Raw genomic sequence first — 24,414 nt, 5'->3', positions numbered from 1 at the left:
CAATCACCCGAATCACTTACTACAGTAAGCTCATCGGGATTCATTCGCTTGCCGCCTTCCTGCAACTCGTATTATTTAGAGTATAGAATTCGCGGTAGTAGAGTACTTATGTATTGAATGACCGGACTGAGTTTTAATCAAATCAGCGGGAAGAGAGCGATCTCTTCCCGTTTTTTTGTTTTGTTTCCTGTAACAAACGGTTGTTTCCAAGTCGGGCTTGTTGGATTATATGCGGTTATATTTGTTGCGTTTGCATTGAGGAATAGAACAATGAGTGAGGCAGAAGCCCGCCCGAGTAATTTTATCCGTCAGATAATTGACGAAGATTTAGCCAGCGGTAAACACACGTCGGTTCATACCCGCTTTCCGCCAGAGCCAAATGGCTACCTGCATATTGGTCATGCCAAATCTATCTGCCTGAACTTTGGCATCGCACAAGATTATCAGGGTCAGTGTAATTTGCGTTTCGACGACACCAACCCGGTGAAAGAAGACGTCGAGTTCGTCGAGTCGATTAAACACGATGTAGAGTGGCTAGGCTTCACCTGGAGCGGTGATGTGCGTTACTCCTCAGACTATTTCGACCAACTGTACCTGTACGCTGTCGAGCTGATTAATAAGGGCCTGGCGTATGTCGATGAGTTAACCGCTGAGCAGATGCGCGAATATCGCGGCACACTGACTGCGCCGGGGAAAAATAGCCCGTACCGTGATCGCAGTGTGGAAGAGAATCTGGCGCTGTTTGAAAAGATGCGTGCTGGTGGTTTTGCTGAGGGAACTGCGTGTCTGCGTGCCAAAATCGATATGGCGTCACCGTTTATCGTGATGCGTGACCCGGTGCTGTATCGTATTAAGTTTGCCGAACACCATCAGTCTGGTAACAAGTGGTGCATCTACCCGATGTATGACTTTACCCATTGTATTTCTGATGCGATTGAAGGGATCACCCATTCACTCTGTACGCTGGAATTCCAGGATAACCGCCGCTTATATGATTGGGTGCTGGATAATATCTCTATCGAATGTCATCCGCGTCAGTATGAATTCTCTCGCCTGAATCTAGAATACGCCATTATGTCTAAGCGTAAGCTGAATCAATTGGTGACCGAGAAAGTCGTGGAAGGCTGGGATGATCCACGTATGCCAACGATTTCTGGTTTGCGTCGCCGTGGCTACACCGCGGCTTCCATCCGGGAGTTCTGCCGCCGTATTGGGGTGACCAAGCAGGATAACAACGTTGAAATGATGTCACTGGAGTCTTGTATCCGTGATGATCTCAACGAAAATGCCCCACGGGCCATGGCGGTTCTTGACCCAATCAAGGTGATTATTGAAAATCGTGTGGCCGGGGAAGAGTGGCTGACTATGCCAAATCACCCGAATAACCCGGAGATGGGCACGCGTCAGGTTCCTTTCGATAGCGAGCTTTATATCGATCGCGCCGACTTCCGTGAAGAAGCCAATAAACAGTACAAGCGTTTGGTGCTAGGCAAAGAAGTGCGCTTACGTAATGCCTATGTTATCAAAGCTGAACGTGTCGAAAAGGACGCAGAAGGCAATGTGACTACGCTTTATTGCAGTTATGACGCAGAAACCTTAAACAAAGATCCAGCCGATGGCCGCAAAGTTAAAGGCGTTATTCATTGGGTTTCTGTTAAGCATGCATTGCCGGCAGAAATTCGCCTGTATGACCGTCTGTTTAGCGTACCAAACCCTGCGGCGGCGGAAGACTTCTTGTCTACCATCAATCCTGAGTCGTTGATTATCCGTCAGGGTTTTGTTGAACCAGGTTTGGTTGATGCGGTTCCAGAGCGAACCTATCAATTTGAACGTGAAGGTTATTTCTGTGCCGATAGCCGCTATTCACGCCCTGATGCCTTGGTATTTAACCGTACTGTCGGTTTGCGTGATACCTGGGCGGCAAAAGCGACCAGTTAAGTTTTAGTTCTCACTCAGAACAGTAGAATTGGCGTGGCTTAGTCCACGCTTTTTTTATGCCCTGATTTCCTGCAAATTTGATGTTAACAATGGGTATTCACCCAAATCACATGACTGCGTAAGTTCATCCAGATAGCTGTGCGTTGTCTGGTTGCACACTAGGTTTATTAGAAATAAAACTGAAATTGTTTATTGTACTAAACACTAATGACTCCCTTTCTCTTTTCCACTTCTGCGTTTTATCCCCTGGTCAATGTCGACATATTGCTCCTTTTTTTAGCAACAAAGCGGCTGTCTGTAAGTCTTTCTTAAATATTCGCTTTACGAATTAACTGAGGAAAAATCCCTATTTCATGGAGAGAAAACGCAGGCTTTATTGCATCGGCTGAAACCATTCAATATGTCAATGAGAGAAGATTTATAATTAAGAATATGACGTTATGCATTGTTTTTAAAGCTTTTGTGAACTCTGTAATATTTTTTCACAGTTATGTGCTCGTTGTCATACTTTGAATAATTAGCGTTATTTTTAATTGATAATTCGCGTCGCGAAAAATAGTCTGTGTGGCAGCAGCAATCTACAGAGCGGTTGTTTTTCGCAACAGAAGTTTTTTAGCAGTAATGGCTGGTGGTTATTTCTCCCCAGCAAAAATTTTACCCACTAGGGTTTTTTTGAGGCTAAACCTGTGAGCTGTGGTGGACACAGGCAACGCACTTTAAATGTGATGTCAAAGAGGAATTTTTTCATATGGTTACGCACGGTGCTAAACGTAAAACGCTGGCGCTCGCAGTCGCGGGTGCATTGTTAGGAACGGGGTTCATGGTAGCCCCAGAGGCCAAGGCTAAAGGCTTTATTGATGATTCGTCACTGACCGGTGGGATTTATTATTGGCAGCGTCAGCGTGACCGTAAAGATTTAACGCCAGGGAGTGCGGAGTACGGCAAATATGTCGCCAACTTGCACCATTCTACCTTTAACGCCAATCTGGATTTCTCTTCCGGTTATGCGGCTGACATGTTTGGTATTGACTTGGCTGCTTTCGGCGCAGTTGAAATGACCAACAGTGGCCCGGCAGCGCCAAACGAAATTGGTTTCAGTGACGCTAAAACCCGTTGGGATGAGAAATGGACCGGTGATAAGAGTGGCGTCAGTGTTTATAAAGCCGCGGCCAAATTTAAGTTAGGTGATTTCTGGGCGCGGGGTGGTTATATCCAGCCAACGGGTCAGACACTGCTCGCACCACACTGGAGCTTTATGCCAGGGACCTACCGTGGGGCTGAAGGTGGCGCCAAATTCGATTTTGATACTGCCGGTGCCTTGTCCATGTCTTACATGTGGACTGATGAATATAAAGCACCTTGGTATCAGAATATGTACAACTTCCGCCAGGCTGATGGCAAGACCGGAGTAAGTTACCTGCACTCAATCGGTGCTAAATACGATTTCAAAAACAAACTGGTGATGGAAGCGGCATTTGGCCAGGCAAAAGATTACATGGACCAGTATTTCGCCAAGGCTTCTTACGCCTTCCCGGTGGCTGGCAATGATCTTCGTACCTCTTATCAGTTCTACGGCGCAAAAGATAAAGTTGATGGCGGTGCCAGCAATGTAAACGACGTCTATGACGGATTAGCCTGGCTACAAGCGCTGACATTGGGCTACACCACCGGGCCATTTGACTTGCGTCTTGAAGGTACCTGGGCCAAAGCTGACGGTAACCAAGGTTACTTCCTGCAACGTATGACGCCAGGCTATGCGACCTCTAATGGCCGTTTGGATGTTTGGTGGGATTCCCGCTCTGATTTCAACGCCAACGGCGAAAAAGCGCTGTTTGGTGGCGTGATGTATGACCTGAAAAACTGGAATCTTGCGGGTTGGTCAGTGGGAACCTCCTATGCGTATGGCTGGGATGCAAAACCAAGTACTAACCCAATTTATGACCAGAATACGCGTCTGAAAGAATCTGCTTGGAACTTTGATGTTCTCTACACTCTGCAAGAAGGCCGGGCGAAAGGCACGCTCTTCAAACTGCATTACACCATGTATGACAACCACACCAATATTCCAAGCTTTGGCGGCGGTTTTGGCAACGTATTCCAGGATGAAAAAGACGTTAAATTCATCGTGATTGCACCCTTTACCATCTTCTGATGTTGACCACTTTTTGATTGCCATCCCCGGTAACCAACCCGGGGACATAATGGAGCACCCGCCATGAAGAAAATGCTTTTTATTATTACCACAGTATTGGGATTAAGTGCCTGCGCACCACAAACCCCAGTTCAACCGGAAGATAGCAAACTCAAACAAGCCTACAGCGCGTGCATCAATGCCAGCGAAGGTTCGCCAGAAAGATTGATCCCCTGCAAGGCGGTGCTAGATGTGCTGAAACAAGAGAAAGCGCATCAGGCTTTTACTGAGAAAGAGACCGTTCGAGTATTGGATTACCAGCGTTGCATTGATGCTGCACATACCGGTAATGGTCAGGCCTATGACGCGCAATGCGGGAAGCTGTGGCAAGAAATACGCAGTAATAATAACCCAGATAAATAATAGTCCTGATAAAAGTGACCAGGATAACGGCAATTGAGCTAACAATAACGCTGCCAGCAGCAATACTGTCAATAGCCGTTTTGGCAGCAGTTATTAATTACGGATGAGGTTAGTGATGAATAAATTCAAATTAAATGCTTTAGCGGCGATAACCGCAACCTTTGGCTTGATGGGATATGCCAATGCTGATACCCGTAATCAACAACTTGTTGATCAACTCAGCACATTGAAAGTTAATTATAAATTGTTGGATAACCGTGCTGCTGAAAATGGCGTTGATTGCGCCAAACTGGGTGCCGACTGGGCATCATGTAATAAAGTCATGATTACTCTGACCAACACCGGGGATGAGATAGTCGGCCAAGACTGGGCTATTTATTTCCATAGTATCCGCCAGATTCTGACCGTCGATAATAGCCAGTTTAAAATTACGCATCTGACGGGCGATTTGCATAAAATTGAACCTACCGCCAAATTCACCGGATTCCCCGCCAATCAAGCGGTTGAAATCCCTATTACTGGCGAATACTGGCAGTTGTTTGCCACTGACTTTATGCCGCGCTGGTATGCCACTGCTGGCGATGCTAAACCCAAAGTACTAAAAAATACCGATACCGAAGATATCAATGAGTATCTGACACAGTTTACTGGCGATCAGTGGAAACGCACCAAAGATGACAATAATGTGCTGATGACGCCGGAATCACGCTTTGTTAAAAACGAAGCGGTAAAAACGTTATCTGTGGCTAACTTGCGTGGGCAAATAATCCCTACGCCTATGGAGATTAAGCTCTATAAACAGGATGTGGATCTGAGTCACGGGGTTGCGCTGGATCTGAGTGTATTGCCTAAAGCTGCCGCAGAGGCAGCTCAGCAGCGCTTCGAATTACTGGGTCTGAAGGCCAATTCAGCCGGTTTCCCGATAAAAACTGTGATTCAACCTGCCGCGTTTAAAGGTGACTTAGCGGTTTCCGGTGCTTACGAGCTGAAAATTGGCGAGAAAGGGGCACAGGTTATTGGTTTTGATCCGAGCGGCGTGTTCTATGGCCTGCAATCCATTCTATCGTTGGTTCCGACTGACGGCACTAAGACTATTGCCACTCTTGAGGCGAAAGATGCGCCACGTTTTGAATACCGGGGTGTGTTCCTCGATGTTGGCCGTAATTTTAAAACCAAAGATGCAGTGCTGCGCTTACTTGATCAGATGTCAGCTTATAAGCTGAACAAATTCCACTTCCATCTAAGTGATGATGAAGGCTGGCGTATTGAAATCCCAGGCTTGCCCGAATTGACCGATGTTGGTAGCAAACGTTGTCACGATTTGACGGAGAATACCTGCTTGCTGCCGCAATTGGGTTCTGGCCCAGACAGCAATAATATGGGTAGCGGCCATTTCACTCGTGATGATTATATTGAGATTCTGAAATATGCCAAAGCACGCCAGATTGATGTGATCCCTGAAATCGATGTGCCAGCACACGCCCGTGCAGCCGTAGTGTCGATGGAAGCCCGTTATAACAATCTAATGAAACAGGGCAAAGAAAAAGAAGCTAACGAATTCCGTCTGCTTGACCCGACTGATGATTCCAATACCACGTCAGTTCAGTTCTATGAGCGTAAAAGCTATCTCAACCCATGCCTCGACTCTTCTAAGCGGTTTGTCGATAAAGTGATTGGCGAAATGGCGCAGATGCATAAAGAAGCCGGTATGCCACTGACTACCTGGCACTTTGGTGGCGATGAAGCGAAAAATATCCGTTTGGGTGCGGGTTATCAGGACAAAAACGGGCCGATTGAAGCGGGTAAAGGCATTATTGATAAGAGTGTTGAAGATAAACCTTGGGCCAAATCACAAGTTTGTCAGGATATGGTCAAACAAGGCAAGGTGCAGGATGTTGAACATCTTTCCAGCTATTTTGCCATTGAAGTCAGTAAGTTGGTTAATGCTCACGGCATCGAGAAGATGCAGGCTTGGCAGGATGGGTTGAAAGACGCCAAAGACGCCAAAGCGTTTGCCACTAAACGCGTTGGTGTCAACTTCTGGGATACCCTCTATTGGGGTGGTGCTGACTCAATCAATGATTGGGCCAATAAAGGTTATGAAGTGGTCGCGTCAAATCCAGATTATGTCTACTTCGATATGCCATATGAAGTTAATCCGAATGAACGCGGTTACTACTGGGCAACCCGCTTTAATGACGAAGCGAAAGTATTCAGCTTCGCACCAGATAACATGCCGCAGAATGCCGAGACCTCAGTGGACCGCGATGGTAATCACTTTAGCGCGAAAAGCGATAAACCTTGGCCGGGTGTACATGGCATCTCGGGTCAGTCATGGAATGAAACCGTCCGCACTGATGAGCAGATGGAATACATGATCTTCCCGCGGATGTTGCCATTGGCCGAGCGTGCCTGGCATCGCGCTTCGTGGGAGCAAGATTACAAAGCGGGCCGCGAATATCAAGGTGGCCAGACGCATAGCGTCGATACCAAGGCGTTGGACATCGATTGGCAACGTTTTGCCAACATCATGGGCCAACGTGAACTGGCAAAACTGGATAAAGCCGGTGTGTCATATCGCCTGCCTGTCCCCGGTGCTCGGGTTGTGGCGGGGCAGTTGGAAGCCAATATCTCACTGCCGGGCCTGATTATCGAGTATTCAACTGATGGCGGTAAGCAGTGGCAGAAGTATGATGCGAAGGCAAAACCTACCGTGAGTGGCGAGGTGATGATCCGCTCCACCAGCCCAGACGGTAAGCGTAGTAGCCGTGCTGAGTCGGTTAAAGTCTGAAAATTGGTAATATCGAGCTGTGTCTAATGTTATCTCCTGTTTGCTTTATTTTTTGGCCAAACAAATTTAAGTGAAGTTGAGTTGATGGTTTTTCCCCCGGCAGGTCCGGGGTTTTTTTTGCTGTAAAATTGATGCAGCTCGCTAAAGGGGGGAGAGTCAATAAATGGGGGCGATAAACAGTGAATTTGTCACTCAGGAAAGAACAATAACGGGATAGATACCCAATGTTATTGGTGTTGCAGATAGCTAGCAGGCGAACGAACCCAGAACATCGCTAACACTCTAGTGGCTTTCAGTACCAAGGGGATAAATATCAAGGACATAAATAAGAACGACCACCTGACTCCCAACCGAGAGATACTCAGGTATAGAACGGGAAAGGTGGCCATCTTGCTGATAGCTTATGTTAACCAAACAGTAGAACCTATCAATCTGGATTAAACATAAGCCGTAGTGTATTCAGTGCTTAAAATCTTTATAAGATAATGCTTTCAAAGCACATTATCTTTTATCGTGTGCCGACTCGTTTTCACGGCAATCACCGGTCTCACAATGGCCGTACAGATACAGACTGTGATTGGTCAGCTTGATACCATGCTGTTTAGAAATTTCACGTTGAAGCGATTCAATGGATTCATTGCTAAACTCAATCACTTTGCCGCAATCCAGGCAAATCAAGTGATCATGATGATGCTGCTGCGTCAGCTCAAAGACTGATTTACCGCCTTCGAAATTGTGGCGGGTAACAATACCGGCATCATCAAACTGGTTCAGTACGCGGTAAACCGTGGCTAAACCAATCTCTTCACCAATATCGATCAGCTTTTTATAAAGATCTTCCGCGCTGACGTGGTGGCACGCCGGATCTTGCAACACTTCCAGAATTTTAAGCCGGGGCAGTGTTACTTTAAGGCCTGCGTTTTTTAAGGCTTTGTTGTTGTCAGTCATGCGGATTCAGTCCTGTTACTATCGTTTCAAATTAAGGCTGTTCAGCCTATGACATCCGTGGCGCAATAATTACAATTACGTCTCATTATAGAACTGCTAGCCCCAAATGAAAACCGTGGTTGTTAACAAAGATATAATTGCACACTTTGTAAGATTAATCATGCAGTGTATTGATGAATGGGGATAACACATCATTTAAGTGTACAGTGACGAGGGATAAAGTTACAAATTTGTAGCAGTTTATTTTCATTTTGCGCGCAGGAAGATGTGGATATGTGGGCCGCTTAACAAAGCACAATCGGATAGCCGGACGCGCTGTTCACCATGGATGGGAGCTAAAGAGAGAGAAAACAACGTTATGACAAAAAGCACAGCTCAAAAGGATAAAAGGCAACGGAAACGCCCGGCAGTGTTGAACACGACCATAGCGTTTCCGACAGGCTTGATTAACCCACTATCTCAGACAGGCTCAGTTCTTCAGTAATCTGTTTTACCCATGCCTCAACCCGCTCATTGGTAAGTTCTGGCTGACGGTCTTCATCAATTGCCAGACCAATAAAGTGGTCGTCATCCGCCAGACCTTTGGACGCTTCAAAATGGTAGCCCGCGGTTGGCCAATGGCCCACGATTGCGGCACCACGTGGCTCAATGATGTCGCGCACGGTACCCATCGCATCACAGAAATATTCTGCGTAGTCTTCCTGGTCACCACAACCAAACAGCGCCACCAACTTGCCATTGAAATCGATCTCTTCCAGTGTTGGGAAGAAATCATCCCAATCACACTGCGCTTCGCCGTAATACCAGGTTGGGATCCCAATCAGCAAAATATCGAAGCCTTCTAAATCTTCTTTACTGCTTTTGGCAATGTCGTGAACCTCAGCAACATCTTTGCCCAGTTGCTTTTGGATCATCTTGGCAATGTTTTCAGTATTGCCAGTATCGCTGCCAAAGAAAATGCCTACAGTTGCCATATAGCTAAATACCTTTTAAATTCAAATAGTTATGCAAATTACTGAGCGTTCTGCCCAATATTATAACACATGTATAGGGCGACATAATGCCAGAGAACCCCATCAGGCTTTTATCAAGTTTATGCGATATTAAATTTTTGTGAGTCGCTCAACCTTATAACTCCATTGCCGATAACCGTTGTGTAACTGAATAGTTGCAATTTGCGGTGCCAGGGGGAAACCCGTCAGATGAAGGTCTGCCGGCAAAGGAGTTGTCGTTAGCTGTATGAACGTCCTTTATTGCTTTTCGGTCATCAAATAACACCAGAGTCTCTAACGATAACTATCCGATATATAAGGGGAACGAACATGCAGTTTTTAAAAAATATTACTATCAGGGCGGCATTGCTTTGGGTACTTGGCGCATTTTGTCTGCTCTGGGGCGGTGTATCGGCCTATACCTTGTTATCACTCAACCAACTGACACAATCCTCCAACGCGAATACTGTGTTGGTTGAAAATATGAATTTGGTTAATCAGGGGACGGATCAATATTTCCGTATGGTGACACGTCTGTCTCGTTCAGTAGATTACCGCCAGAGCGGTAATATCGTGGATGCTGACAAAGAATTGAAATCATCCCATGTTGCATTGGAAAACCTGAAACAAAAGTTGGCAGAATTTAAAACTATTGACCATGCACAGTTAGACTCCGCTTTGGTTAGCGGCGTGATTGATGGATGGAGTGGGTTAATTGAACAAGGGGTTACGCCGCTGTATCAAGCTGCAATGGACAATAACAGCGCCGCTTATCAGGATTTAGCGAAAAAAACGGTACCTGCATTGAGTCGCCAGTATGGTTCAGTGGCTGAAAAGTTTAATCAGGCGGCATCAAAAGCTATCGGGGTGGCTAAAGATCAATTCTCTCATTTGACCAAAGTGAGCAGCATTACCCTTATCTCAGCGCTGATCGCCGGTCTGGTGATTTTACTGGCAACAGATCGCTATCTGGTTGCCAACCTGGTGCGCCCACTGGACGATATTCGCGAGCATTTTCGCGTGATTGCTTCTGGTCAGCTTGGTCTGCCTATTGCTGATTTTGGTCGCAACTGTGTTGGGCGGTTATTCCCGCTGCTGCGTGATGTACAAACCAGTTTGGTGAATACTGTTCAGGCAATTCGTAGTAGCACCGATGGGATCTATCATGGTGCAGCCGAGATTTCAGCCGGTAACACCGATTTGTCATCCCGCACTGAGCAGCAAGCTGCGGCGCTTGAAGAAACAGCGGCTAGCATGGAGCAGTTAACCGCAACCGTAAAACACAATGCTGATAATGCACACCATGCCAGTCAACTGGCGGCGAATGCCTCCGCCACCGCGAAAAAGGGCGGAATATTGGTAGCAGATGTGGTTAACACCATGAATGAGATTTCAGCCAGTTCGCGGAAAATAGCCGATATCACGACGGTAATTAACAGCATTGCTTTTCAGACTAACATTTTGGCACTGAATGCAGCCGTTGAAGCCGCCCGTGCCGGTGAACAAGGTCGTGGCTTTGCTGTGGTTGCCAGCGAGGTGCGTAATCTTGCACAACGCAGTGCACAGGCCGCGAAGGAGATTGATGGCTTGATTAATGAGTCGGTTAGCCGTGTCAGTAGTGGTTCGGCCTTGGTGGAAAGTGCTGGTATTACTATGGATGAAATTGTTCGTTCCATCACCAATGTGACCGATTTAATGGGTGAGATAGCTTCTGCATCTGATGAACAGAGCAAAGGTATTAGCCAGGTCGGACAAGCGGTGGCAGAAATGGACAGTGTGACACAGCAAAATGCCGCGTTAGTACAGCAAGCTTCCCGTGCTGCGGCCTCGCTAGAAGAGCAGGCCACTCAGTTAAACCGGGCGGTGGCCGTGTTTAAACTAAAGGCAGATGACGAACGAGTAAAACCGGCAGTGAAAACACGGGCAAATCCATTAACCGCAGCACCTGCCAGCGCGAGAGTGGATAACAACGCAAACTGGGAAACATTCTAAAAACCGCTAACAGCCCGGTGACTTCAGTATGAGCGGGGTAAAGTAAAAACGGCGTAGCGTAAGTGATTACGCCACGCCGTCGTGGTAACCGATAGGGTTAAAACCCTTCTTGTGAATGGGCTAATTGAGCCAGCAACATTTGTTCAATCAGCTCACTACGGCTGATGTTACGCTGCTCTGCAAGGCTGTTGAGAGCATCGACGGCATCGGCATTAATCTTCAGTTCCACGCGTCGTAAGCCACGCACTTTATCGCGCCGTAGTTGATTTCGCTTATTAATTCTAAGCTGCTCATCACGTGATAATGGATTTGTTTTCGGACGCCCCGGACGGCGTTCATCTGCGAACAGATCCAGCGTTGTGCGATCCGTTTGTTCTTTTGCCATAGGTAGCAGTACTACAAGGGATTTACATCAGAAAGCGTAACGAAGCCTTGTCTGACGATTCGGTTTACATGTTTCAGGTTGAGAACATAGCTTGAGCGCATTGAATAACCTATATACCAGCAGCCTGAATTTGCATTTGCACCGGTTACGATCTGTGAACAGCGACCGAAGTCCGCAGCAAAATTAGAGCGCGCCATAATACCCCAGCCAACTGAGCAACGACAATGCTTTACTGTGATTAGATTGTGCTAATTCGTTCTTTTTTGCACAATTTTTCCACAGGAAATACATTTTTTTTCCCCAGGGGATGATTTTTAATCAATCCCCATCGTGCGCTGTACTTTTTTTATTCAGCCTCTTTTTCATCGATGCTGTTTTCATCAATAAAGCGGTGGATAGCCCGCAAGACAGAATCCGGCTTTTCCGCATGTACCCAGTGGCCAGTCCCTGCGACCACATAGGCACGGGCTTGCGGAAATTGGCGGGCAATATCATCACGATGGCTATCTTGAATGTATGGCGACAGCTCACCGCGAATAAAGAGGATTGGGTGCGGCCACGGTGGAATAGGCTGCCAGCCGACAATATTTTCGTATTGATCCCAGAGTGCGGGCACATTAAACCGCCATTCGCCGTTGTGGAATGATTTCAATAAGAACTGAATGATCCCTTCTTCTTTTATCGACTCACGCATCAATTGAGCGGCTTCTTGTCGCTGGGTTATACCCGCAGTACTCACAGCATTGAGGGCAGTAAAGATAGTGTCGTGGCGGCGTACTTGATAGTTAACCGGGGCGACATCAATCGCGACCAGCTTTGCAATACGATGAGGAGCAATTGCTGTCAGTGCCATTGCCACTTTACCTCCCATCGAATGGCCGATGATAATGGCTTTCTCTATTGCGAGGTGGTCGAGCAGCTCCAGCACATCCTGCGCCATTGCAGGGTAATCCACTTGCGGTGAGCGGGGTGATAAACCATGGTCACGCATATCAACCTGAACCACGGTATGATCTCTTTGCAAGTCACGGGCCAAAACACCCAGGTTATCCAGATTACCAAATAGCCCATGAATCAGCATGATTGGCAGGGAAGGTGTGGCAGAAAGCGCGTTTTGTAAGCGGAAGTTTAATTTCATAGCGACGTTCATACTGAGAGATAATGTGGTTAGGATATCATGGCTGAACAAAGGTGTGCTGTTACACAATTATTTGCCTTATCATCAGTCATATGTAGATTATTGAGTTGCTGTGGGTGGGGTGGGCCATTTATCCCGATAAAGCCATTATAAAGGTACTCGTCAGCGCACTTTGACTTTATAATCCTAAGATATGTATAAGAAAGTAGAAACCCGTACTGGATAAAGATGAAAACTATTGAACTCGACGAAGAACTTTATCGCTATATTGCCAGCCATACGCAGCACATTGGCGAGAGCGCGTCTGATATTTTACGACGTATGCTGAAGTTTACGGCCGGTCAGCCGGTACCCAGTATCCCTGCCAGCACTGATGCGGTGAAAGCGGCTACAGCTCCAGCACCACGAGATCGGGTTCGTGCAGTGCGTGAATTGCTGTTGTCCGATGAGTATGCAGAGCAAAATAGGGCGGTTAACCGCTTTATGTTGGTGTTATCCACACTTTACACGCTGGATGCACAGGCGTTTACCGAGGCGACTGAATCATTACATGGTCGCACCCGGGTTTATTTTGCCGGTGACCAACAGACATTGTTGCAAAACGGGACGCACACCAAACCCAAACATGTCCCAGGTACGCCATACTGGGTTATTACCAATACCAATACCGAGCGTAAACGCAGTATGGTGCAACATCTCATGCTGGCAATGCAGTTCCCGCCGGATTTGACCGAAAAAGTGTGCGGGACTATTTAATTTCGTTGAACCGATACCCAAAGAAATTGGAGTTGCAGGTAGGCAGCAAGCGAACGACAAATGGGTTGTAAACCATGTTGAACAGCACTTGCACTGGCCCGCAGGGTGAGCCTCATCAGAGGCTCATAATCCCGATGAACTTACGCAAATATGCGATTCGGGTGAGTGAACGCAGCTTGCGGCTCCAAATGCGAAGGGGATATATAGGGAGTAGTGACTGTGGCCAATCACCCTCGTGCCGGGCAACCCGCTCAGCAAAGCGATTTGATAAATGTTGCGCAGTTAACGTCGCAATATTATGTATTGCAGCCAGATGCTGAAAATTCGGCCCATGCGGTCAAATTTGGCACCTCCGGCCATCGTGGCAGTTCATTACGCCACAGTTTTAATGAAGCACACATCTTAGCAATCGCTCAGGCGATCGCCGAAGTTCGTCATCAACATGGCATTAGTGGCCCGTGTTATGTGGGTAAAGATACCCATGCACTCTCTGAACCGGCATTTATCTCGGTATTAGAAGTGCTGACGGCGAATGGTGTGGATGTCGTGGTACAGCAAGATAATGGTTTTACACCAACCCCGGCGATTTCACATGCTATTCTCTGCCATAATGTGCAGGGGAAAGCCTTGGCTGACGGCATTGTTATCACACCGTCACACAATCCGCCTGAAGATGGTGGCATCAAGTACAACCCACCGAATGGCGGCCCGGCCGATACCAATCTGACCTCGGTAATTGAAAAAAGAGCTAATCAGTTACTCAGCCTGAAATTAGAGGGCATCAAACGCCAAACGCTGGATAAAGCCTGGCGTGGTAATCATCTGCGTGAGCAAGATTTGATTCAGCCGTATGTTGCAGGCTTGGTGGATGTGGTCGATATTCCGGCTATTCAACGTGCTGGTTTGAAATTAGGTGTTGATCCTCTCGGTGGCTCCGGTATTGCTTATTGGCAACGTATTGGTGAGCACTATAAGCTGGATCTAACACTGGTTAATGATTCTATCGATCAGACCTTCCGCTTTATGCATCTGGACCATGATGGTGTGATCCGGATGGATTGCTCGTCAGAGTCCGCCATGGCTGGCTTATTGGCGTTACGCGATAAATTTGATTTAGCTTTTGCTAACGATCCCGATTATGACCGCCATGGTATTGTGACTCCGGCAGGGTTGATGAATCCGAATCATTATCTTGCAGTATCGATCAATTACCTGTTCCAGCACCGTCCACAATGGGGAGCTGAGGTGGCCGTGGGTAAAACCCTGGTCTCCAGTGCGATGATTGATCGCGTGGTGGCTGATTTAGGCCGTAAGTTGGTAGAAGTTCCGGTCGGCTTTAAATGGTTTGTTGACGGTTTGCACGACGGTAGCTTTGGTTTTGGCGGTGAAGAGAGTGCTGGGGCTTCCTTCCTGCGCTTCGATGGCACGCCGTGGTCTACTGATAAAGACGGTATTATCATGTGTTTGCTGGCAGCAGAAATCACAGCAGTTACCGGTAAAAATCCACAGCATCACTATGATGATTTAGCTAAACGCTTTGGCGCACCGAGCTATAACCGTATTCAGGCTCCGGCGACTCAGGCGCAGAAAAACGCGTTGTCTAAACTGTCACCTGAGATGGTGACAGCCAACATGTTGGCGGGTGATCCTATTACTGCCCGTTTAACCACAGCACCTGGCAATGGTGCATCCATTGGCGGCCTGAAAGTGATGACGGATAACGGCTGGTTTGCGGCCCGTCCATCCGGTACTGAAGACGCTTACAAAATTTACTGTGAAAGTTTTATCAGCCCAGAGCATCGTGAAAAGATAGAGCAGGAAGCCGTAGATATTGTCAGTGAAGTGCTAGCGGGTAAATAGTCATAACCGGTAAGAAATAGCGCCTATTGGTGCTATTTCTTCGCCAGAAGTTAGATCAGCCGATAAGCTGACACCTAATATTATATTTCTTCTTTTAGCCCTGTTTTCCATTGCCAGGAGCCGATTACCCCAATGCTACTAGCAATGCTCCGGCGGTAATCAGTGCGACGCCCAAACTCGCCACCAGCGAGATTTTTTCACCAAACAGGATAACCGCCAGGATCACCGCAAAAACTACACTGAGTTTATCAATCGGGGCTACTTGAGAGACATTGCCATGCTTGATAGCCATAAAGTAAAACAGCCAGGATAACGCACCCGCAACGCCACTGAGAATAATGAATAACAGGGCTTTTTTATCGGCCAATACACCACTGATCAGATTGAATTTCCCTTGAGCTAACACCACACCGACCAGGAACAGCGCCATCACGACAGCACGAACGGCAGTCGCAGTATTGGCATCCAACTGCTGCAAGCCGATTTTACCGAAGATAGCGACCAGAGAGGCGGTGAAGGCAGATAGCAGGGCGTAAATCAACCATGTACTCATGAATAATAAGACCTATTAGCATTTAAAAGTTTGATGCTACGCCGCTGACAGCTATTTTCCTAGTATCAATGTAAATTTTTATATCACACAAGGTGTTACGGGATAAAGCGATAGCCGACGCCGGTTTCAGTTAGCAGATGCTTAGGGCGGGTCGGGTCTGTTTCTAATTTCTGCCGTAAATGGCCCATATAAATACGCAGATAGTGGCTGTGTTCGACATAATTTGGCCCCCAGACTTGGCTTAATAACTGGCGCTGGGTAATGACTTTACCGGCATTCGCCAATAATGCAGAGAGCAGGCGAAACTCAATCGGTGTCAGGTGCAGATTTTCGCCGGCACGGGTAACCTGACGATTAATCAGATCAACGCTGATATCCGCAAAGCCCACCAGCGGGCTTTCCTGACTACCACCGCTATGGCGGCGCAAAGCAACCCGCACTCTAGCCAATAACTCACTGATTCCAAATGGTTTGCTTAGGTAGTCATCGGCTCCGGCATCCAACGCGGCCACTTTATCTTCTTCATTGTTACGAGCCGATAAGACGATAATAGGAATGGCACTCCACTGGCGCAGGTCTTGAATATAAGTCAGTCCATCGCCGTCTGGTAACCCCAAATCCAAAATAATCAGGTCCGGTTTGCGGGTACCGGCTTCAATTAGCCCCCGTTGCAAGGTATCACTCTCGAATACTCGCCAGCCCTCACTCTCCAGCGCAATACGAACAAAGCGCCGGATCTCTTTTTCATCTTCTACGATTAGAATGTTAGTCGGGGATATAGTCACTTCTCCTTCATTAGGCTATTTTATTTGCCATTTTGAACCTGGGCAGTGCTCAGAATCCTCACGTACTCGGTGTACGCTCCGGTTCTTCCGCTCTGTCCGTGTTCAAACTGCCTGCAACAATGACGCCTACTGAGATAGGTTCTATACCCGTCATACTTCAAGCTGCTTGTGTGTTGGCTGCTTTCGTTACTCGGCCCGTCCATGGGCCTCGCCTCTGTGAGGCCGCTGCAAGCAGCGTTCAAATCTGCTCCTGGCAGGTTTGTCACCCCGGTCACTTACTTAAGTAAGTGACCGGGGACTTACTCAGTTGCCGCCTTCCTGCAACTCGAATTATTTAGGGTATATCATTTTTCAGCATCAAGGTGTTCACTATCAATGTTTTCACCATCAATATCTGGCGCTCTCTCGAGTGGTAGCGTGAAGCGGAAGCTAGCACCGCCATCTTTATTGTTCTCAACCCAGATACGCCCGCCGTGTACATCAATAATGGCACGACAAATGGCTAAACCCAAGCCGACACCGGGAATGGCTGACTCTTTGTTACCTCGGGAGAATTTATCAAAGATTAGCTGTTCTTGCCCAAGGGTCACTCCTGGGCCATTATCCCATACTTCTACATTTAGCCACTCACCTTGTACCGCGGCCCGAATCCCCAGCAATGCCCCCTGACCGGCATATTTATGTGCATTTTCCAACAAATTGATAAACACCCGTTCCAGTAAGCTGCCGTCACAGTTGATCAACACCATTTCATCCGGTAACTCGACGTTGATGTGATGATGATTGAGGGCGGTTTCTAGCATATGCAGGGCGCTACCCACGATCTCTTCCAGTGATTGCCACTCTTTACGTAGATTAAACCCACCCGATTGAATACGCGCCATATCCAATAAGTTATTCACCAGTCGGGTGGTACTCAGCACTTGTTGGCGGATTTGATTGGCTTGCGGCGCATGGCGTGAACCTTCCGCTGCCAGATCCAGCGTCAAAATTTCGGCCTGACCGAATAGCACCGTCAATGGGGTACGTAAATCATGAGATAGTGCCGCCAGCAGTGAGTTACGCAGTTGCTCGCGTTCGGCATCCAGTTTTGCCAATTCGGCACTGCGTGCCAGATGTAGCCTTTCCAGAGCATTGGCGATCAGACTGGTAAAGGTTTGCAGCAAGCGCTGCTGCTCCGGCACCATTAATTGGCGCAGGTTGGCAGGTTCGATTGCCAGCACGCCAAAAGTTTGCTTGGAGGCGGTCAACGGTAATAATTGATAGGGGACACCGGGCAGGGTGTCGGTACCGGCACCTGCCGGTGCGCCTTTGTCAAAACTCCAGCGGGCAATAGCCACATCAACAGAAAGTGCGCCGCCTTCGTCAGTGGCGACTTGCTGCAAGCGTCCATCTTCCTGTGGCAGTAACAGGTCAGTTTTCGCTTGAAAACTGCTGGAGAGAAAATGACGACTGGTTTTGACAATATCCGCAGGCGTTAGGGCACGGCTTAATCCGCGCGACATCTCATACAAATGCCTGGCGCGTTGCTCGCGATAACGGGCAATTCTGGCTTGATAGCGCACCCCTGCGGTAAGATTACCCACCACGATACCGACAATCAGCATCACGCCAAACGTCACCAGATACTGCACATCAGTGACCGCCAGTGACCCATGCGGTTGAACAAAAAACAGATCGAAACTGGCGACATTAATCACTGCCGCCAAGACTGACGGCCAGCGGCCATAGAACAGTGCAATAATCACCACACCCAGTAAGTAGACCATCACCAGGTTGGCTTGATCGAAACCGGGGATGAGCCACTGCGATAACACCGTAATCAGGGCACACAAGCCGATGGCTGCCGCACAGCCACGCAGTTGCATCCGCCACTTTTCAGTAAAGGTACGAGAATCACTCTCTTTCACCACATTGGGGGGGGTATCGCCCTCCAGTGCAATAATCACCAAATCCAGATCTGGCCCCAGCTTGCCCAGGCGATCTGCAAAGCTACCACGCAGTTTCCACTGTTTTTCCGTGCGGCGACCAATGATGATTTTCCCCAGATTATGTTCTCGGGCGTAACGCAGGATGGCCTGTTCTTCACGGGGTTCTGACAGCGTAGCGGTTTCTGCTCCTAACTCTTGCGCCAATTTTAGTGTGCGTAAAATGGCCCGGCGCTTCGCTTCCGGCAGGCCATGCAGACGGGGTGTTTCCACATAGACTGCATGCCAGATACACCCCAATCGGGCTGCCAGCCGGGCAGCAGTTCGGACCAGTTTTTCGTTACCGCTGTTATGGCCAATACACAATAAGATGGCATCACGGGTATGCCAGACACGTTCGCGCCCCTGAGTGTCACGGAAAGCACGCATCTGATCATCAACCCGATCCGCGGTACGGCGCAGTGCCAGCTCGCGTAGGGCGATTAAATTGCCCTTACGGAAGAAGTGCTCAATGGCTCGCTCCGCCTGACCCGAAATATAGACCTTGCCTTCATTCAGCCGCTGGCGCAGGTCATCGGGGGGGAGGTCGACCAAAACCACTTCAGTGGCTTCATCAAACATATGGTCGGGCACGGTTTCCCGCACCCGGATACCGGTCACGCCGCCGACCACATCATTCAGGCTTTCTAGATGCTGTACATTGACGGTGGTCAGCACATCAATGCCAGCATCCAGCAGTTCTTCAACATCCTGCCAGCGTTTCGGATGGCGCGAGCCATAGGCATTACTGTGCGCCAGCTCATCCATCAGGATCAGTGCCGGGTGGCGTGCCAGGGCCGCATCCAAATCAAATTCACGTACCTGACGATTGCGGTGATGAATTCGCTTTTGCGGTAGGATGGTCAGCCCTTCGAGCAGCGCTGCGGTTTCGCTACGCCCGTGTGTTTCCACCACACCAACCAATACATCCAGCCCTTGAGTCCGCAGGCGCTGAGCCTCTTGCAGCATGGCGTAAGTTTTGCCTACCCCCGCACAGGCCCCGAAAAACACTTTTAGCCGGCCACGGGTCTTCTCATTGGCTGCTGCGAGCAGGCTGTCGGGGTCGGGGCGGGTTGGTTCTGCATCCACCATGTTATGTCCTTAAGATTTTGCCGGGTTGATCGGTACTTTTACCGGGCTTTGGGCATCCAACGCCATATTCAGATTCAGCACATTCACCACAGATTCACCGAAGAAGTTCGGTGTCGCTTTTTGCACACTACTATCAATCAACTGCTTCACTTCAGACAATGGCATCTGGCGCACGCTGGCGATGCGGGGAGCCTGATAATAGGCCGCTTCCAGTGAAATACTGGGATCCAGACCACTGCCTGATGCTGTCACCAAATCAACCGGGACTGGGCCAGTTTGTGTCGGGTTAGCCTGACGCAGTAATGTTACTCGCTCACTGATAACCTGATCCAGTGCGGGATTGCTGATGGACAGATTACTCCCACCAGAGGCCATTGGATTATAAGGCATATCTGCTGTTACCGATGGGCGGCCAGCAAAATAGCCTGGCTGAGTAAAGTTTTGGCCTAGCAAGGTAGAGCCGACAACTTCATCACCCAGCATCGCCAGTGAACCACGCGCTTGCTCGGTAAACATCAATTTTGCCAATCCGGTAGTCAGCAGAGGATAAGCTATCCCGGTGATAAGTGTCAGTAATATCAGTAGAACCAATGAAGGTCGCAGGTATGACATGGATATTGCCTCTCTATTCGGTCTTAATAGCGGCCACGAGCAAAACACGCCGTGGCCATTGCAAACATTAATTACTGAGTTTTCAGCTCATCATTAGGGCGGTCAGTACCAGATCGATCAGCTTGATACCGACAAACGGCACCAATAGGCCACCCAGCCCATAAATCCACAAGTTACGGCGCAGCAGCGCCGCTGCACTCATCGCCTTGTAACTCACCCCTTTCAGTGCCAGCGGGATCAGGAACATAATCACCAGTGCGTTAAAAATAACCGCCGACAGTATGGCCGACGCCGGGGAGTGCAACTGCATGACGTTCAGGGCATTAAGCTGCGGATAGGTAGCTGCAAACGCAGCCGGGATAATGGCGAAATATTTAGCAACGTCGTTGGCGATACTGAAGGTGGTCAGCGAGCCACGGGTCATCAGCATCTGTTTACCGATATGCACCACTTCAATCAACTTGGTCGGGTTAGAATCCAAATCCACCATGTTGCCAGCTTCTTTCGCCGCTTGTGTCCCCGAGTTCATCGCCACGGCGACGTCAGCCTGCGCCAGTGCCGGGGCGTCGTTGGTACCGTCACCGGTCATTGCCACCAATCGGCCTTCGGCCTGATACTGGCGAATCAATGCCAGTTTGGCCTCTGGCGTGGCTTCCGCCAGAAAATCATCCACACCCGCTTCGGCGGCAATGGCGGCTGCTGTCAGGCGGTTATCACCGGTGATCATCACTGTTTTGATGCCCATTTTGCGCAACTCGGCAAAACGTTCTTTGATGCCACCTTTGACGATATCTTTCAGCGCCACTACACCCAGCACCCGTGGCCCATCGGCCACCACCAGTGGCGTACCACCGGTGCGGGCGACGCTTTCCACCGCGTCTTCCACTGCCCGCGGGAAATGGCCCTGATTGGACTCGACATGGCGGCGAATAGCATCCACAGCACCTTTACGGATCATTCTGTCCTGCACGTTCACACCACTCATCCGTGTTTGTGCCGAGAAAGGCACAAAGGTGGCATTTAGACTGTGCAAGTCACGTTCGCGCAGGTTAAAGCGCTGTTTCGCTAACACCACGATACTGCGGCCTTCTGGCGTTTCATCCGCCAAAGAAGAGAGTTGCGCGGCATCGGCCAGTTGTTGCTCGGTGACACCCGGTGCAGGTAAAAACTCAGACGCCTGGCGGTTACCCAGTGTGATAGTGCCGGTTTTATCCAACAACAGCACATCAACGTCACCGGCCGCTTCCACCGCGCGCCCGCTGGTGGCAATCACGTTAGCGCCCAGCATCCGGCTCATCCCGGCAACCCCGATGGCTGATAGCAGGCCACCGATAGTGGTTGGGATCAGACAAACCAGCAGCGCCACCAGTACCGTAATTGTCACCGGTGAACCGGCATGGTTGGCCTCAACACTGAACACCGAGAACGGATAGAGTGTCGCCGTCGCCAGTAAGAAGACAATAGTCAGAGCCACCAGCAAAATGGTCAACGCCACTTCGTTAGGGGTTTTACGCCGTTTCGCGCCTTCAACCATGGCGATCATCCGGTCGAGGAAGGTTTCGCCGGGGTTAACGCTGCACTCAACTACCAACCAGTCGGACAGCACGCGGGTACCGCCGGTCACGGAAGAGAAGTCACCACCGGATTCACGGATAACCGGAGCAGATTCGCCGGTAATGGCGCTTTCATCAACGGATGCACCACCTTCCAGCACTTCGCCGTCACAGGGCACGGTATCGCCAGCTTCAATCAACACCACATCGCCTTTGCGCAAGCTATCGGCGGAGACTTTCTCCTGTGGCGCATCAAAGCGGGCTTCTGACAGTTTTTTGGCCCAACTGGTTTTTTTCACCCCACGCAGACTTTCTGCTTGCGCTTTACTGCGCCCCTCGGCCAAAGCTTCTGCGAAGTTGGCAAACAGCACGGTAAACCACAGCCACAGAGCCACATTGCCGGTAAACATGGCACTACCGGTGGTTTGGCCGCTTAATATCGCCAGCCAAATCAGAGTGGTCAGCCAACTCCCCAGATAGACCACGAACATCACTGGGTTACGCCATTGGACGCGTGGGTCCAGTTTCTTCACGGCATCAATAAGCGCAGTACGAACCAGTGCTGGCTCAAAAATCGCGCGTTGTTTGCGTGTCATAGTAGTTCTCTCATCAATGTGCTAACCAAACTTGCAGATGCTCAGCAACCGGACCTAAGGCCAGCGCTGGGATAAAGGTCAATGCGCCGACCAACAGCACCGTACCTACCAGCAAACCGATAAATAGTGGTCCAGCGGTTGGCAGCGTGCCATTACCCGCGGGTTGCCGCTTCTTCGCCACCAATGAGTTGGCAATGGCCAATACCGGCAGAATCACGCCAAAGCGGCCGAAGAACATGGCGGCAGCCAGCAGCAGGTTATAAAACGGCGTATTGACACTCAGACCAGCAAAGGCGCTGCCGTTATTGTTGGCCGCAGAGGAGAGGGCGTAGAGAACTTCGCTAAAACCATGCGCTCCGGGGTTAAGAATCCCCGCCCGCCCGGCATCAGTGCAGAGTGCTAGTGCGGTACCCAGCAGCACGATAGCCGGGGTGACCAGAATGGCCAGCGCGGTCATTTTCATATCAAATACGTCAATTTTCTTGCCAAGATATTCAGGGGTACGACCAATCATCAACCCGGCAATAAAGACGGTCAGCAGCACGAATAGCAGCATGCCGTATAACCCAGAACCGACCCCACCAAACACCACCTCGCCAATCTGCATTAACCACATCGGTACCATGCCACCTAAGGCGGTAAAGGAGTCATGCATGGCGTTAACGGCCCCACAAGAGGCTGCGGTAGTGACCACGGCATACATACTGGTTGCCAGAATGCCGAAGCGGGATTCTTTACCTTCCATATTGATATTGCTGTCGGCACCTAACTGAGTTAAGTGCGGGTTACCGGCCAGTTCTGCATACATCACCACGACTACGGCCACCACAAAAATCAGTGACATAGCCCAGATCAGCGCATGGCCCTGACGGCTATCACCCACCACCTGACCGAAGGCAAAACAGAGTGCACAGGGTATGAGGAAAATCGCCAGCATCTGCACAAAGTTACTAAAAGCAGTTGGGTTTTCAAATGGATGTGCGGAGTTAGCGCCAAAAAAACCGCCGCCGTTGGTCCCCAACATTTTTATGGCTTCCTGCGAGGCTACCGGTCCCATTGGTAGGGTCTGTTTTACCCCTTCAAGGGTGGTGATATGCAGGTAGCCATCCAGGTTTTGTAATACCCCCTGACTGACGAAAATTAGCGCGATAATCAGCGCAATCGGCAGCAACACATATAAGGTGATGCGCACCAGATCGACCCAGGCATTTCCCAGTGTGTGGGCAGAATGGCGGGCAAAGGCACGGATCAGAGCAAAAGCGACGGCAATGCCGGTTGCAGCAGAGAGGAAGTTTTGTACCGTCAGACCGGCCATTTGACTCAGATAACTGAGGGTGTTTTCGCCGCTATAGGCTTGCCAGTTGGTGTTAGTGACAAAGCTGACCGCGGTATTTAAGGCCAGATGCCATGACATACCCGGCATGTGTTCAGGATTTAGCGGTAACGAACCTTGCGCCATCAACAGCGTGAACAGCAAGGCAATACCCAGTAAGTTAAAGCAGAGAATGGCGAGCGCATATTGCCAGCCGTTCATCTCTTCATTTTTTACACCGCTACAACGCCATAAACCGGCCTCGACTTGGCGCAATGGCGCAAAGGGTTCGCCTTCGATTATGCGAGCCAAAAAGCTCCCCAACGGGCGGGACAGCACCAACAACACCAGCATGAAGCTGGCGATAAGCAGAAATCCTGACGCTGCCATTTAAAAATCCTCCGCGTTAAACAAGGCATAAACCAGATAGCCAAGAAGCAGTAGGACCAACAGCGCACCACTAATGATGCTGAAACTCACGATACACCTCCACAACGCTTATTTTTGATAACAACAGCTTATGAAGTCGAGCGAAAAGTTCCTGATAAAAAATGGCCGAGAGGTGTAAAAAAAGTATAAAAACGGTCAAA

The 24,414-nt window shown here is 49.3% G+C and carries 18 protein-coding genes; 7 read left to right on the top strand and 11 right to left on the bottom strand.

The genetic code is table 11. From position 1 onward, the window contains the following. Positions 1–270 precede the first annotated feature (270 nt). From glnS to V1953_RS14895, 4 genes are all read left to right on the top strand, one after another. The gene (gene glnS, locus V1953_RS14910) at positions 271–1,938 is read left to right on the top strand and encodes a glutamine--tRNA ligase (protein ID WP_442851084.1); all 1,668 of its coding nucleotides are present in this window, start codon (positions 271–273) and stop codon (positions 1,936–1,938) included. Between the two features lie 748 nt (positions 1,939–2,686). Continuing rightward, positions 2,687–4,090 carry a chitoporin ChiP gene (gene chiP / locus V1953_RS14905; RefSeq protein WP_083159637.1) on the top strand — a complete coding sequence of 468 codons (1,404 nt, stop codon included), beginning with the start codon at positions 2,687–2,689 and terminating at the stop codon, positions 4,088–4,090. A 63-nt stretch (positions 4,091–4,153) separates the two neighbouring features. Further along, positions 4,154–4,492 (top strand): ChiQ/YbfN family lipoprotein, encoded by a 339-nt coding sequence (gene chiQ, locus V1953_RS14900; RefSeq protein WP_083159636.1) that lies wholly within the window; start codon positions 4,154–4,156, stop codon positions 4,490–4,492. Between the two features lie 115 nt (positions 4,493–4,607). Next, the gene (locus V1953_RS14895; RefSeq protein ID WP_083159635.1) at positions 4,608–7,283 is read left to right on the top strand and encodes a beta-N-acetylhexosaminidase; all 2,676 of its coding nucleotides are present in this window, start codon (positions 4,608–4,610) and stop codon (positions 7,281–7,283) included. Between the two features lie 501 nt (positions 7,284–7,784). Here V1953_RS14895 and fur read toward each other — a convergent pair. Next, positions 7,785–8,231, bottom strand: a complete 447-nt coding sequence (fur, locus tag V1953_RS14890) for a ferric iron uptake transcriptional regulator (RefSeq protein ID WP_083159634.1) — start codon at positions 8,229–8,231, stop codon at positions 7,785–7,787. Positions 8,232–8,677: 446 nt separating this feature from the next. Further along, a complete protein-coding gene (gene fldA / locus V1953_RS14885) occupies positions 8,678–9,205 on the bottom strand; it encodes a flavodoxin FldA (protein WP_083159633.1) in 528 nt (175 codons plus the stop codon). 348 nt (positions 9,206–9,553) lie between these two features. Between fldA and V1953_RS14880 the strand changes: the two genes are divergently transcribed. Continuing rightward, the gene (locus V1953_RS14880) at positions 9,554–11,215 is read left to right on the top strand and encodes a methyl-accepting chemotaxis protein (RefSeq protein ID WP_083159632.1); all 1,662 of its coding nucleotides are present in this window, start codon (positions 9,554–9,556) and stop codon (positions 11,213–11,215) included. Positions 11,216–11,312: 97 nt separating this feature from the next. On the opposite strand, the gene ybfE is transcribed toward V1953_RS14880, so the two are convergent. Then, positions 11,313–11,600 (bottom strand): LexA regulated protein, encoded by a 288-nt coding sequence (ybfE, locus tag V1953_RS14875; protein WP_005163374.1) that lies wholly within the window; start codon positions 11,598–11,600, stop codon positions 11,313–11,315. 346 nt (positions 11,601–11,946) lie between these two features. Continuing rightward, on the bottom strand, positions 11,947–12,738 hold the full coding sequence (ybfF, locus tag V1953_RS14870) for an esterase (RefSeq protein WP_442851083.1): 792 nt from the start codon (positions 12,736–12,738) through the stop codon (positions 11,947–11,949). A 228-nt stretch (positions 12,739–12,966) separates the two neighbouring features. On the opposite strand from ybfF, the gene seqA reads away from it, so the two are divergent. Together seqA and pgm are read left to right on the top strand one after the other, a co-directional pair. Further along, a complete protein-coding gene (seqA, locus tag V1953_RS14865) occupies positions 12,967–13,494 on the top strand; it encodes a replication initiation negative regulator SeqA (protein ID WP_083159628.1) in 528 nt (175 codons plus the stop codon). Positions 13,495–13,713: 219 nt separating this feature from the next. Beyond that, positions 13,714–15,354 (top strand): phosphoglucomutase (alpha-D-glucose-1,6-bisphosphate-dependent), encoded by a 1,641-nt coding sequence (pgm, locus tag V1953_RS14860; RefSeq protein WP_083163809.1) that lies wholly within the window; start codon positions 13,714–13,716, stop codon positions 15,352–15,354. Between the two features lie 124 nt (positions 15,355–15,478). On the opposite strand, the gene V1953_RS14855 is transcribed toward pgm, so the two are convergent. The 7 genes from V1953_RS14855 to V1953_RS14825 form a co-directional block, all read right to left on the bottom strand. Then, on the bottom strand, positions 15,479–15,907 hold the full coding sequence (locus V1953_RS14855; RefSeq protein ID WP_442821114.1) for an EamA family transporter: 429 nt from the start codon (positions 15,905–15,907) through the stop codon (positions 15,479–15,481). A 95-nt stretch (positions 15,908–16,002) separates the two neighbouring features. Then, positions 16,003–16,692, bottom strand: coding sequence for a two-component system response regulator KdpE (gene kdpE, locus V1953_RS14850; RefSeq protein ID WP_083159624.1), 690 nt, complete (start codon positions 16,690–16,692; stop codon positions 16,003–16,005). 344 nt (positions 16,693–17,036) lie between these two features. Next, on the bottom strand, positions 17,037–19,751 hold the full coding sequence (kdpD, locus tag V1953_RS14845; protein ID WP_102970448.1) for a two-component system sensor histidine kinase KdpD: 2,715 nt from the start codon (positions 19,749–19,751) through the stop codon (positions 17,037–17,039). Positions 19,752–19,760: 9 nt separating this feature from the next. Further along, a complete protein-coding gene (gene kdpC / locus V1953_RS14840; RefSeq protein WP_442851082.1) occupies positions 19,761–20,363 on the bottom strand; it encodes a potassium-transporting ATPase subunit KdpC in 603 nt (200 codons plus the stop codon). Between the two features lie 82 nt (positions 20,364–20,445). After that, entirely contained in the window at positions 20,446–22,512 is a 2,067-nt protein-coding gene (gene kdpB, locus V1953_RS14835; protein WP_083159618.1) for a potassium-transporting ATPase subunit KdpB, read from the bottom strand. A gap of 13 nt (positions 22,513–22,525) precedes the next feature. Next, positions 22,526–24,214, bottom strand: coding sequence for a potassium-transporting ATPase subunit KdpA (kdpA, locus tag V1953_RS14830; protein ID WP_083159617.1), 1,689 nt, complete (start codon positions 24,212–24,214; stop codon positions 22,526–22,528). Beyond that, positions 24,215–24,304 (bottom strand): K(+)-transporting ATPase subunit F, encoded by a 90-nt coding sequence (locus tag V1953_RS14825; RefSeq protein WP_032907040.1) that lies wholly within the window; start codon positions 24,302–24,304, stop codon positions 24,215–24,217. It abuts the gene before it with no gap. Between the last annotated feature and the right edge of the window lie 110 nt (positions 24,305–24,414).

Source organism: Yersinia sp. 2541 StPb PI, assembly GCF_052217145.1.
In the GTDB taxonomy this organism is placed as follows: Bacteria; Pseudomonadota; Gammaproteobacteria; order Enterobacterales; family Enterobacteriaceae; genus Yersinia; species Yersinia enterocolitica_E.
The sequence above is the reverse complement of the archived record's forward strand: the minus strand, read 5'-3'. Positions and strand labels throughout refer to the sequence as shown.